This is a genomic window from Jeotgalibacillus sp. JSM ZJ347 (genome assembly GCF_044383825.1).
Lineage (GTDB): Bacteria > Bacillota > Bacilli > Bacillales > Jeotgalibacillaceae > Jeotgalibacillus.
Genome location: NZ_JBISEN010000004.1, coordinates 168,415 through 180,605 on the forward strand (window position 1 = coordinate 168,415; position 12,191 = coordinate 180,605).

Below are 12,191 nucleotides of genomic sequence, written 5' to 3' on the forward strand. Positions count from 1 at the left end.
GGATGAAAAAGAAAACAATCTCAACGGCAGTCGGATTGATCGTCATCGTCATCTTTCTGTACTGGTTCAACAGAACGTATCTGAATGTATCACCAACAGATATTCAGCAATGGATCCAGTCACTTGGCTGGTGGGGCCCGTTGCTGTTTATCATCATTTACGCTTTCAGACCGATCATATTGTTTCCTGCCTCTATTCTTTCAATCGCCGGAGGGCTTGCTTTTGGAGCAATATTCGGTTTTATCTATACAATGATTGGTGCAGTACTCAGCGCGATTGTCGCTTACTTTATTGCACGACGCTTCAACCGGACTTTTATCAAAAAAATACAGGATCCACGTGTACAGCTGGTCACAGAAAAAATGGAGGAAAAGGGGTTTATCTATGTGCTCCTTCTCAGGCTGGCGCCGTTATTGAACTTTGATCTCGTCAGTTATTCTGCTGGACTTGCAAATGTGAAGCTGAAGGCATTTACACTGGCGACGATCATCGGAATTCTGCCAGGCACATTCGGATACATCTTTTTAGGATCAAGTCTGGCAGAAGGAGACATGAGGATTATTCTGCTTGGGCTGACATTCTTTGCTGTTGTAATTACTGTTCCAATTATATTCAGAAAGAAAATGGCTGTCTGGTTAGGCCTTCAAAAAGAAGATAAAGAGAAATAGGGGGTGTAGACACTGCTCGATACATATGGAAGAAAGTATGCAGAGCCTGTCATTCGTAAAACAGCTGACCGTTTCCTTACATTTGGCTGGACGGCCAACCAGGTCACGATCGGTGCTTTTATAATTGGCTCTGCTTCAGGAGTGATTTATTATTTTGGATTTCCTGTGATCGCCGTCATTGTATTATGGCTGTCAGGGTTTCTGGATGCAGTAGATGGTTCAATGGCACGTGCGACGAAAACATCACCATTCGGAACGGTCATGGACGTCACTTTTGACCGGGTTGTAGAGATCAGCGTCATCCTCGGCGTCGCGTTTCTTTATCCGGATATCATGTGGGCTGCCCTTTTGCTGATGGCCTCAATTGTGATTTCAATGACGATCTTTCTGACGGTTGGAAATGTGTCTGAAAACAACGGTGTCAAGTCGTTCCGCTATCAGGCGGGGCTTGCAGAACGGACAGAAGGCTTTCTGTTTTTAAGCGTGATGATGCTTGCACCGTCAATTGTTTTATGGACGACGCTCGCATTTTTTGCGGTAGAACTGTTTACAGCCGGACAGCGGTTTATGGAAGCGAAGAGACTGCTGAGTTAAATACAGTGAAACAATCAAAAAGAGGATGAACAGATGTCCATCCTCTTTTTTCTATGCGAGCTGCTGTTCAGCAAATTCCCTATAGAGCGGGTGCGTCTGGATCAGCTGGTGGTGTGTGCCAATCCCTGTAATCCGACCCTTTTCTATAAAAATGATTTTATCCGCATCTACAATTGTCGACAGCCTGTGGGCAATGATAAAAGTGGTGCGCCCTTCCATCAGCCTGCTCAGCGCCTGCTGTACAATCGCTTCAGATTGACTATCAAGGCTCGCTGTCGCTTCATCCATCATCAGGATTTTCGGATCTCTCAGGAAGGCTCTTGCAATCGCAATCCGCTGGCGCTGTCCACCTGAGAGCTTCACGCCTCGTTCACCAACCTCAGTATCAAGCCCTTCAGGAAACTCCCTGATAAAAGGTTCCGCATAAGCCATTGCAGCAACTTCCCAGAGCCGTTCATCGCTGATCGAATCAGCATCCTTCAGCCCATACGTTAAATTATCACGAATCGTACCTGCCATCATCGGACTGTCCTGTGAGACGTACCCGATCTGACTGCGCCATGCATCCATTGAAAGATCGGTAACAGGTGTATCACCAATAAAAATTCCACCTTCTGACGGCTCATAAAAGCGTTCAAGTAAGCCAAACATTGTCGTTTTTCCGCCGCCGCTCGGTCCTGCAAAAGCGATCATTTCACCGGGTGCAGCATCAAACGATACATTTGAAAGGATCGGTTCACCGGCTTCATAAGCAAAAGATACATTCCTCACATGCACCGGTCTTCCGTTGATATCCAGTTCATCACCAATCCGGCCGTCTTCAGGTGTAAGGTTAATGATCCCGATAATCCGCTCTGTTGCGCCTTTTGCTTTTTGCAGCTGAGTAAAAAACATCGCAAATGACGTAATCGGAAAGACAATTTGGAATAAATAAAGGAGAAATGCAACAAGCGAACCTGTCGTCATTGAACCTTCTGCCACCCGGATTCCGCCATAACCGATAATCACAACAATCACAGCCATCATCACAAGATAAATAAGAGGACCTACAATCGCGAAAATTCTCATCTCTTTTAATCCGAACATTAACAGCTTGCTGATGCCGCCTTTACCCTTTGCAGCTTCAAACATCTCTGCATTAGAGGCTTTCATTAATCTGATCTCACTCAGTGTCTGTTGGATCTTTCCTGTGAAATCGGCCGTTTCATCCTGCAGACCGTGTGAGATCTTAGACATCTGTCTGCCAAGTGGTATCATAATCCCGACAGTAACGGGAACTGAAATCAACATCAGAAGCGTCATCCGCCAGTCCATCACTAACAGAATAATGACTGCACCGATAATTGTAATGATCCCGGTAATAAATTGAGGGAAATGCTGAGAGATCAGATCCTTCACAATTCCTGTATCATTGACCACCCGGCTGACAGACTCGCCGCTTGCTTTCTGATCATAATAGCTGACCGGCAGCCGGATCATTTTCTCCCACATCTGTTCACGCAGCCGTGCCACAACGACCTGCCCTGTATAGCCGAGTAAATAAGTCGATCCGCCGTCAATCAGCGCCTGCACGATAAAAACAATCGCAATCGCTGCGACCAGCCAGCCGCTCAGTGATACCGAAAAGCCATCCACAAGCTCGCGCGTCAAAAGAGGAATCGTCAAACCGACAAGCGTCGTCAGAATACTGCCGGCGAGTCCAAGTGTCAGCGCGAGCCTTGGGATTTTAGTGGATAAAATTAATTGAATAAAGGGTTTCATCCTTGCGTCATTCTGTGCCATAAAAGACTCCTATCTTTTCAGATTTCATTATAAAATTATATCCTACTTCGGTCCCGAAGGCTGTGTCAGAAGCATGGACGCTTTATTTTCCGTGTATCTGACTGATAGAATGGAGAAAACGCTCAGGAGGAACTTATGAAAACTGTTGTACTTGCCGGGGGTGGACACACGCACCTTGAAGTATTACGCCGGCTGACTGCTGAACGTGATACAGAGGTGAAATGGACCCTCGTGTCAGCATCCCGCTATCATTACTATTCCGGTATGTTCTCAGGCTTTGCCGAAGGGCTCTACTCGATTGAAGATATCCGGATTGATCTAAAGAAAATATGTGAAGATAAAAACATTGATTTTATAGAAGAAACGCTTGAATCATTTGATCCAGCTAAAAGGGAAGTTGTTCTGTCATCTGGAGAAAAACTGTCTTATGACCGTCTTTCACTCGATATCGGCTCACACACTGCACCTGATCAGATAGAAGGCCTTGCAGAAAAACAGATTCAGATCAAACCCGCTCATCTATTTACGGAGCGGATCGACGCATGCCGCAAAGCAAAAGAACTCGTCATCATCGGCGGAGGCGCAGCGGCAATTGAAATGGCTTTTTCATTCCATCAGTGGAAACAGCAGAACGGCCGTAAATATGACCGCGTTACCGTTGTGGCTTCAGGGGAGATGGTTGATGAAAAATCAGACTCAGTAGTTGAAACGCTTTTTGATCATAAAGGCATCCGTTATGTTAAAGGCGATGCCGCTGTGGAAGTGACGGACCGTTACGTCATGACTGAAAGCGGCGGGGAAGTTCTATATAGCGAAGTGATCTTCCTTGGTGGTGCCCAGGCGCCTGCGCTTTTGGAAGCGTCAGGACTGTCTGTTGATAAAAAGGGCTTTATCAAAGTAAACGCCTGCTTGCAGACGCCTGATGACAGTCGTGTATTTGCAGCAGGAGACTGCGCTGCGCTTATTACGCATCCGTATCTGCCAAAAAGCGGCGTCTATGCAGTGCGTCAGGGAGAAGTCCTGCATCATAACCTGATTGCCAGCCTTCGCCGGGGGGCATTGATGGACTATAAGCCGCAAAGCCGAGCGCTGATCCTGCTTTCCACTGGAGGAAAACAGGCACTCATGCTGTATGGGAAATGGCGTCAGTTCGGCAGCTGGGCATGGTGGTGGAAGGATTATATTGACCGCGGTTATATGAGGAAGTATCAGTGAATATAGAAAAAAACGGAGCGTGCTGGGGCACGCTCCGTTTTTTCTGATGTATGGTGTATAGCAGGCTGGCGAATTGACATGGTGGGTAGGTATGGGTAAAAAGACCCAAAAATTTGAACACGCTGTGTTGAACGTCGAACATCGGGTGTTTACCTTCGAACCTCGGGCGTCAACCTTCGAACATCCGCATTTATTCTCCGAACAACACTTGTTTTTCTCCGAACCACCACCAAACCAAACTAAAATCACCCGGCCTTCGTCACCGCTTCACTCTTCACCTTACGCTTCGTAAAACGGTCCACAATCGAGCTGATTGCACCATCTCCAGTTACGTTTGTTGCTGTACCAAGGCTATCCTGTGCAAGATACAGTGCAAGCATCAGTGAAGTCATTGCGCCTGAGAAGCCAAGCATAGACTCAAGCAGACCAAGGGATGCAACGACTGCGCCACCGGGTACACCAGGTGCTGCGATCATTGTTACACCTAGCATCAGAATGAATGGGAAGATCTGTGAGAATGTTGCTGTTTCACCCTGAATCAGCATGACTGCCATCGCACAGCTGACTAACGTGATTGTACTTCCGGCTAAGTGAATATTTGCAAGCAGCGGCACACAGAAATCCGCTGTTTTTTCACGGACACCCATTTTTTTAGAGTGCTCAAGTGTCACGGGAATCGTTGATGCTGAAGACTGAGTACCAAGTGCTGTAAAGTAAGCAGGCATCATATTTTTCAGCATCACAAAAGGATTTTTACCGTGCATCGCGCCTGCAGTTGAATAGATTGATACCAGATACAGCGCGTGCAGAGCGATAATCATCACAAAAACAAGCAGGAAGACATTAATAATGGCACTTACCTGACCGCCCTGTGTCATATTCGCAAAAATACCGAATATGTGAATAGGAAGGAGTGGGATAATGATTTTTTCAATCAGTTTCTGAATGATTGTGCGGAATTCTTCAAGGCCTTTTTGTAAGACACTGTTTTTAAAAGCTGAAATTCCGATACCGAGCACAAATGACAGCAGCAAGGCTGACATGATGCCCATCACAGGTGTCATTTCAATGCCAAAATATCCACCCAGTAAGGCCTCTTCAGGATTTTCAAATGCTTTTGATGCTTGAGATCCCAGTAAAATGGGGTATAGGATTGTAGCACTTACAAAAGCAAGTAAACCTGCAATGATCGTAGACGCATAGGCGATACCCGCAGTCACACCAAGCGCTTTACCGGCTCCGCGACCCATGGCGCCAATACCAGGTGCGATAAAGGCAATGATAATTAAAGGAATTGCGAATGACAGGAACCCGCTGAAAATATCATTAAATGTTGCGGGCACTCTGATCAGCCAAGCAGGACTAACACTGCCGACAGCAACACCAAGCACAATGGCCATGATAATACGGGGAAGTAATCCAATTTTTTTCATGATAAAGTCCTCCTGTTGTGTACAGTTGTATTTAATAGATGGATTATAACGCGATGTTTATGTGTTGTTAAGAGAAAATGTTTAAAAAATAATAATAAAATTATTTAGAATTATCAGTAAAATGAAGGAGGTTACACGTAAATTTAGATTTTTTGTTATAGTAAAAAAACAAAAAATCGATTCATCAAACTCATTTCCGAAATGCCAAAACGTGATAAGATGGAGAAGGATTATTTGAAATGGATGTAAGAGAATGAATTAATGATTTTGCATGCCATTTTAATAGAAGTAAAAATCAGCACAATCAAGTTTGAAGAAAATTAAATTTTTTCTACATATGTATTAAACATTTAACTGGAGGATTTTATAGATGAAAACCAAACTATGTTTACTGTTCGGCGGAAAGTCTGCAGAGCATGAAGTATCACTTCAGACAGCGAAGGCCGTAATTAAAGCGCTGGACTTAACTAAATTTGATATCGATCCGGTATTTATTACAAAGGACGGAGAATGGAGAAAAGGACCTTCCCTTTCTGCACCGGTTGAAGATGTAAAGGAACTGCAATTCGGCGCTCAGTCTGAAGTATCACCTGCAGAAGGGCTGACTCATGTACCGTCTGCACCGGATGCAGCGTACGATATTGTTTTCCCGCTGCTGCATGGTCCAAATGGAGAAGACGGAACGGTACAGGGCCTGCTTGAAGTCCTGAATGTTCCTTACGTGGGAAATGGTGTGCTCGCGTCATCTGCAGGGATGGATAAAGTCATTATGAAAAATCTGTTCAGAGATGCAGGTCTTCCGCAGGTTGACTACACTTCATTTATCCGCTCAGTATGGGAGCAAGACAGAAAAGCTGCTTATGTGAAGACTGAAAAAGAAATCGGTTATCCATGCTTTATTAAGCCTGCGAACCTCGGATCAAGTGTCGGCATCAGTAAATGTACTAACCGTACAGAGCTTGAAGCAGGTTTTGAAGAGGCATTCCTGTTTGACCGTAAAATAGTGATTGAACAGGGTGTGAAAGCACGTGAAATTGAGCTTGGCGTGATCGGCAATGACTTCCCTGAAGTATCCGTACCGGGTGAAATTGTAGCGAAAAAAGATTTTTATGATTATAAATCGAAATATGTCGACGGAGATTCTGTCATGATTATTCCGGCAGAACTGCCTGAAGGAATGGCTGAAGAACTTCAGCGTATGGCGAAGATCGCGTTCCAGACAGTTGATTGCTCAGGGCTTGTGCGTGCAGATTTCTTTGTGACAGATAAAAATGAGATTTTTATCAATGAAATTAATACAATGCCAGGATTTACGCCTTACAGTATGTTCCCGCTGCTATGGGAAAACACTGGTGTTCCATATGCTGAACTGATTGAAAAGCTTGTGCAATTTGGTATGGAACGCTATCAAGATAAACAGAAACTTAAAACCTCAATTTAAGGAGAAGCAGTCATGAAAAAAACATTACAAGAGATTGCTGACATCTTACAGACAGAAGCCCCTTCAGAAGCATATGCAGCCGCAGTCGTGGACGGGGCCAGCATTAACACTTTGACAATCCAGCCGGGAAACCTTTTTGTTCCATTTAGAGGTGAGAGAACGGATGGACATAGATATGTACGGCAGGCTTTTGAAAAGGGAGCAGGCGCTTCTCTTTGGCAAAAAGGGGTGCCGGATGTACCGGAGGATCTGCCTGTTATCTTAGTTGATGACCCTGAAAAAGCGCTTCAGCAGCTTGCGGCTGCCTATAGAAGCGAGAATCACTTTAAAGTCGTGGCCATCACCGGAAGTAATGGGAAGACAACGACAAAAGATATGATCGCGGGTGTACTTTCAACCAAATACAGCGTGCAGAAAACAGAAGGAAACTTTAACAACAACCTTGGTTTGCCGCTGACACTGCTGAATATTAAAGAGTCCACTGATGTCGCCGTACTTGAAATGGGGATGAGCGGATTTGGTGAAATCGAACTGTTGAGTGATATTGCGACGCCTGATATTGCAGTTATCACGAATATTGGTGAGTCCCATCTCCAGGACCTCGGCTCAAGAGAAAATATTGCAAAAGCAAAATTCGAAATCATTTCAGGCCTGAATGAAAACGGCATCCTGTTTTACTATGGAGATGAGCCGTTATTGAAGGATCTGGTTGCACAGACTGAAGGCTTGAAGTGTGCGTCATACGGCTATGAGGAAACGAACGGTCTTTATCCGAGAAAGACTGAAATTGATGACGCAGGAAGCCGCATTCAGCTTGGTACGGAAGAAACATGGGTATCGATCCCTGTACTCGGCAGACATAACGTGCTGAACGGGCTGGCTGCGATCCGCACAGCGCTTCACCTTGGTCTTACACTTGAAGAAATCGAAGCGGGTTTTGCAAAAACTGAGATGACCTCAATGAGAATGGAGCGTGTGGAAGGCGCAGGTGGTGAAATTTTCATCAATGATGCCTACAATGCCAGTCCGACTTCTGTGATTGCTGCACTACAGTTCCTTGAAGAAGCGAAAGCAGAGGGTAAAAAAATCGCCGTGCTTGGTGATATGCTGGAGCTTGGTAACAACGAAGAGCAGTTTCACCGTGAAATCGGTCAGAACATTAACTTCAATGAGATCCCAGTTCTGCTCGCATTCGGACCGCGTTCAAGATGGCTTGCTGAAGAAGCGCTGGAGAGAAGTCCTCTCGTTTACTGGTTTGATCAGCATGATGAGCTGATCGCAGAACTTAAGAAGCATCTTTGTAAAGGTGACCTGGTGCTTGTCAAAGGCTCGCGCGGCATGGAGCTTGAGAAAGTGATTGAGGCTTTTAAATAAAATGTTGGGAAAGCCGTCCTGTGGGGCGGCTTTTTGTATTGAAAAGACGGTGCTGTCGCGACGGTCGGAAGGCGGGTTATAACGTTCAGTGGCGCTGTTATGACAGTCAGCGGATGTGATAGCGCACTCAAACCGGGTGTATCGCTACGTCAACCAGCCAGATACATACCTGAACAGTCAACACACAGCATTCGACACATGTACACAGATTCAAAAACCACATTTATGGGTATAAAAAGCTTAGAAGATTGAACGGAGGGAAGTCATGGGACAGACAGGATGCTTGCTGCTTCACGGATTTACAGGCGGCGCTTATGAGGTGAATCCGCTGGCGAGATATCTGCGGGAACATACGGACTGGATTATTTCAGTGCCGGTGCTGCCGGGACACGGCAGAAACCTCAGGCTGCATGACACGAACGCAGTTGAATGGATTACGTATGCGGAGGAAGAGTTAAAAAGGCTCTATATGTATTGTGATGAAGTCTATGTGGTGGGATTTTCAATGGGCGGGCTGATCGCAGCTTACCTGACGATCCATTATCCGGTGAAAAAACTGGTTCTGCTCAGCGCAGCAGCCCTTTATATTAATCCGAAGCAGATTTTCAACGATGTCAGAACAGTGATCTCAGATTTCGTACGGAGAAAGCTGAATGAAAACGAATGGTTTGGTCATTATAAATATAAGCTCTTTCATACACCAATCCGCTCTACAAGGGAGTTCAGGCGCCTGGCATCCTATGTCGTACCGCTACTTCCAAAAATCAGAGTGCCTGTTTTCATTGCACAGGGACAAATGGACGGGATCGTTCCTCCTAAAGCGGCAAGATTCGTCTATGATCGCGTCGGTACTTACCAAAAAAGATTATATTTATCAAAATCGTCGAAACACCTGATCTGCTATGGGTCCGACTGTGACAGGCTTTTTCATGAGATCGCTTTCTTTTTAAAACAGGAGAAAGTTCCCGACAATGGATGATTGTGTTTTGAAAATAGACATGATAAGATACGTAAGACATCTGCTACAATTAGCAATTAGCTCTCTTATTTATAAGAAGAGTGTGATATAACTTTTAAATGCGCAAAGCGGAATCAACCGTGATGGACTGAATGCGTCCAGCGTATTTTTGATGGTTGTCTTTAACCAGCATGAAAGACCAATTGAAGTATTGGCATCTCTGACGCACTCGGCCTAGGTCCGAGTTTTCTTTTTGGGGAAGAAATGCCCCTTGTTAATTTACCGTTAAGGACAACGAATAAAGGCTGTCGCAGTCTTCTGAGCGATCTTAGCTATGTGTATGAAATAGATGATTCACAAAACAAAGGAGAATGAAGGATTTGACACTTTTTTCAGAACTACCAATTAGTCCAGTAATCCAGAAATCAATTAAACGTATGGGATTTGAAGAGGCAACGCCAATTCAGGCTGGCACAATTCCACTATCATCAGAAGGTAAAGACATTATCGGGCAGGCGCAGACAGGAACAGGTAAAACGGCTGCTTTCGGTATTCCAATGCTTGAAAAAGTGGACACAAAATCATCAGCCATTCAGGGTCTGATCATTGCACCAACACGTGAGCTTGCAATTCAGGTATCTGAAGAGCTTTATAAAATCGGAAGCGACAAGCGTGTACGCGTATTGTCAGTATACGGAGGCCAGGACATTCAGCGCCAGATCCGCGCAATGAAAAAGCGTCCGCATATCATTGTTGGAACGCCGGGCCGTCTGCTTGACCACATTAACCGCCGCACGCTGAAGCTTGATGAAGTAGAAACACTTGTACTTGATGAAGCAGATGAAATGCTGAACATGGGCTTTATCGATGACATCGAGTCAATCCTGAAAAACCTTCCGGAAACACGCCAGACACTATTATTCTCAGCAACAATGCCTGGACCAATCCGTAAAATCGCTGAACGCTTCATGAAAGAGCCTGAAGTGGTAAAAGTAAAAGCGAAGGAAATGACTGTTGAAAACATCGAACAGTTCTTCGTAAAAGCACATGAGCGTGAAAAGTTCGACGTTCTTTCACGTCTGATCAACGTTCAGTCACCTGAGCTTGCGATCGTATTCGGACGTACAAAGCGCCGCGTTGACGAGCTTGCACGTGCACTTGAAATCCGTGGCTACATGGCTGAAGGAATTCACGGTGACCTGACACAGGCGAAGCGAATGAGCGTACTGAAGAAGTTTAAAGAAGGCCGTATTGACGTACTTGTTGCAACAGACGTTGCTGCACGTGGTCTTGATATCTCAGGCGTTACACACGTGTATAACTATGACATTCCACAGGATCCTGAAAGCTACGTTCACCGTATCGGACGTACAGGTCGTGCTGGTAAAAAAGGTATGGCGATGACATTCGTTACACCGCGTGAAATGAACTACCTTCGTGTTGTTGAACAAACAACGAAAAAGAAGATGGAGCAAATGCGTCCACCAAGTTCATCAGAAGCACTTGAAGGCCTTCAGCGCGCTGCCGTTGATGAGCTTAAAGAAACACTTAAAAAGAACAACCTTGAAGAATACAAAGTAATTGCACGTGAGCTATTAAACGATGGTGAAGAATCACTGGATCTAATCGCTGCCGCTCTTAAGATTCTTACAAAAGAGCCAGACGAAACACCAGTTGATATCACACCTGAAAGACCACTTTCTTCTAAAAAGAAATCTTACCGCAAAGACGACAAAAAGTTCGGCAACCGCGGTGGTAACCGTGGCGGTAAAGGTGGAGGCGGCAAGCCTTACAACAGCCGTCAGCGCCAGCCAAAGCGTCAATCACGCGAAGGCTAGAAAAGCGTAAGCGCCTTGTTCAGACCCGACAAGCATAAGGCGCTCGTTCAGCTCCGACGGGCATAAGACGTGCATCAGAAAATGGGTGAACTTTCCCGTTTACCGATGGGTGGCTTATGACTCGAGGGGTTGGGCGCTGAAGCTGGACAGCATTGAAAAGCGCAAACCGCTAAACGCCAACAAAAAACTGCTCCGGGGGATCATCCCCCGGAGCAGTTTTTTCTATTCGCGTTCCTGTGATGTGAAGATAACTCCATTTGCCTGCAGCATTCCATCAATCTTAGGGAATGCACTGATCACATATCCGTTTCTGAGAAATGGAAGGTCTTCTCCATCATTCATATTCAGTACTAGTGTTTCATAATCGAAATCATCATTTTGTCTGAGTAACACGGCGCTTTCGATATCACTCCACTGATATTCGGTTGAAGTAACTGAAAAAAGGCTGTTATGAAGAATTTTTTCTTCTCTTAATACAGAATAATTTGTCACACTCAGCACAAGAATAGGTATGGAGACAATTAAAACTACAAATCCGGTAATCTTATATCCTTTTCCTATTTTATACATCATGAAGAAAAATAATGATAGCAGCACGCCGAAGATGCCAAATAGTATATTAGAGATGACAGGCGTCTGAATAACGATGATGTCCCCGTATGAGAAAAACATATAGTGGAGAAGGTTAGGTCCAACAAAAGCAAAGATAATTGCAGAAATGAATGAGATCACACTGAGTACAATCCACATCATATTTCCTTCGTGAAATTCCTGATTCATGTATATCCTCCTTACAATATTTTCATATCTACTATACAGAATTTTCACAGGAAAAGTTTCACTTTTTAAAAAATTTCCAGCGAAAACTTTTGAAACATATGTAGTAAG

At 44.9% G+C, this 12,191-nt stretch carries 10 protein-coding genes; 7 read left to right on the plus strand and 3 right to left on the minus strand.

Annotation, left to right across the window (positions count from 1 at the left end):
- Window positions 1–2: 2 nt before the first annotated feature.
- Together ACH6CZ_RS13440 and ACH6CZ_RS13445 are read left to right on the plus strand one after the other, a co-directional pair.
- Window positions 3–668: a TVP38/TMEM64 family protein gene (locus tag ACH6CZ_RS13440; RefSeq protein WP_374097981.1), complete on the plus strand. Its 666-nt coding sequence runs from the start codon at window positions 3–5 to the stop codon at window positions 666–668.
- Window positions 669–719: 51 nt separating this feature from the next.
- Window positions 720–1,262 carry a CDP-alcohol phosphatidyltransferase family protein gene (locus tag ACH6CZ_RS13445; protein WP_374098007.1) on the plus strand — a complete coding sequence of 181 codons (543 nt, stop codon included), beginning with the start codon at window positions 720–722 and terminating at the stop codon, window positions 1,260–1,262.
- Between the two features lie 51 nt (window positions 1,263–1,313).
- On the opposite strand, the gene ACH6CZ_RS13450 is transcribed toward ACH6CZ_RS13445, so the two are convergent.
- Window positions 1,314–3,044: an ABC transporter ATP-binding protein gene (locus tag ACH6CZ_RS13450; protein ID WP_374097982.1), complete on the minus strand. Its 1,731-nt coding sequence runs from the start codon at window positions 3,042–3,044 to the stop codon at window positions 1,314–1,316.
- Window positions 3,045–3,179: 135 nt separating this feature from the next.
- Here ACH6CZ_RS13450 and ACH6CZ_RS13455 point away from each other — a divergent pair, with 135 nt between their 5' ends.
- Window positions 3,180–4,259, plus strand: a complete 1,080-nt coding sequence (locus ACH6CZ_RS13455; protein WP_374097983.1) for an NAD(P)/FAD-dependent oxidoreductase — start codon at window positions 3,180–3,182, stop codon at window positions 4,257–4,259.
- Window positions 4,260–4,504: 245 nt separating this feature from the next.
- Here ACH6CZ_RS13455 and ACH6CZ_RS13460 read toward each other — a convergent pair whose 3' ends face one another.
- On the minus strand, window positions 4,505–5,692 hold the full coding sequence (locus tag ACH6CZ_RS13460; RefSeq protein ID WP_374097984.1) for a dicarboxylate/amino acid:cation symporter: 1,188 nt from the start codon (window positions 5,690–5,692) through the stop codon (window positions 4,505–4,507).
- A gap of 370 nt (window positions 5,693–6,062) precedes the next feature.
- On the opposite strand from ACH6CZ_RS13460, the gene ACH6CZ_RS13465 reads away from it, so the two are divergent.
- The 4 genes from ACH6CZ_RS13465 to cshA all read left to right on the plus strand — a co-directional run bounded on the left by ACH6CZ_RS13465 (window position 6,063) and on the right by cshA (window position 11,303).
- On the plus strand, window positions 6,063–7,133 hold the full coding sequence (locus tag ACH6CZ_RS13465) for a D-alanine--D-alanine ligase (protein WP_374097985.1): 1,071 nt from the start codon (window positions 6,063–6,065) through the stop codon (window positions 7,131–7,133).
- A gap of 12 nt (window positions 7,134–7,145) precedes the next feature.
- A complete protein-coding gene (locus tag ACH6CZ_RS13470) occupies window positions 7,146–8,507 on the plus strand; it encodes a UDP-N-acetylmuramoyl-tripeptide--D-alanyl-D-alanine ligase (RefSeq protein ID WP_374097986.1) in 1,362 nt (453 codons plus the stop codon).
- Window positions 8,508–8,772: 265 nt separating this feature from the next.
- Window positions 8,773–9,486: an alpha/beta hydrolase gene (locus ACH6CZ_RS13475; RefSeq protein WP_374097987.1), complete on the plus strand. Its 714-nt coding sequence runs from the start codon at window positions 8,773–8,775 to the stop codon at window positions 9,484–9,486.
- Window positions 9,487–9,845: 359 nt separating this feature from the next.
- The gene (gene cshA / locus ACH6CZ_RS13480) at window positions 9,846–11,303 is read left to right on the plus strand and encodes a degradosome RNA helicase CshA (protein WP_374097988.1); all 1,458 of its coding nucleotides are present in this window, start codon (window positions 9,846–9,848) and stop codon (window positions 11,301–11,303) included.
- A 222-nt stretch (window positions 11,304–11,525) separates the two neighbouring features.
- Here cshA and ACH6CZ_RS13485 read toward each other — a convergent pair whose 3' ends face one another.
- The gene (locus ACH6CZ_RS13485; protein ID WP_374097989.1) at window positions 11,526–12,083 is read right to left on the minus strand and encodes a hypothetical protein; all 558 of its coding nucleotides are present in this window, start codon (window positions 12,081–12,083) and stop codon (window positions 11,526–11,528) included.
- Between the last annotated feature and the right edge of the window lie 108 nt (window positions 12,084–12,191).

What these genes read in the sequence shown, in the direction of transcription:
- ACH6CZ_RS13440 (WP_374097981.1), top strand. Translation starts at nt 3, where the DNA reads ATGAAAAAGAAAACAATCTCAACGGCAGTCGGATTGATCGTCATCGTC.
- ACH6CZ_RS13450 (WP_374097982.1), bottom strand. Translation starts at nt 3,044, where the DNA reads ATGGCACAGAATGACGCAAGGATGAAACCCTTTATTCAATTAATTTTA.
- ACH6CZ_RS13485 (WP_374097989.1), bottom strand. Translation starts at nt 12,083, where the DNA reads ATGAATCAGGAATTTCACGAAGGAAATATGATGTGGATTGTACTCAGT.
- ACH6CZ_RS13470 (WP_374097986.1), top strand. Translation starts at nt 7,146, where the DNA reads ATGAAAAAAACATTACAAGAGATTGCTGACATCTTACAGACAGAAGCC.
- ACH6CZ_RS13455 (WP_374097983.1), top strand. Translation starts at nt 3,180, where the DNA reads ATGAAAACTGTTGTACTTGCCGGGGGTGGACACACGCACCTTGAAGTA.
- ACH6CZ_RS13465 (WP_374097985.1), top strand. Translation starts at nt 6,063, where the DNA reads ATGAAAACCAAACTATGTTTACTGTTCGGCGGAAAGTCTGCAGAGCAT.
- ACH6CZ_RS13475 (WP_374097987.1), top strand. Translation starts at nt 8,773, where the DNA reads ATGGGACAGACAGGATGCTTGCTGCTTCACGGATTTACAGGCGGCGCT.
- ACH6CZ_RS13460 (WP_374097984.1), bottom strand. Translation starts at nt 5,692, where the DNA reads ATGAAAAAAATTGGATTACTTCCCCGTATTATCATGGCCATTGTGCTT.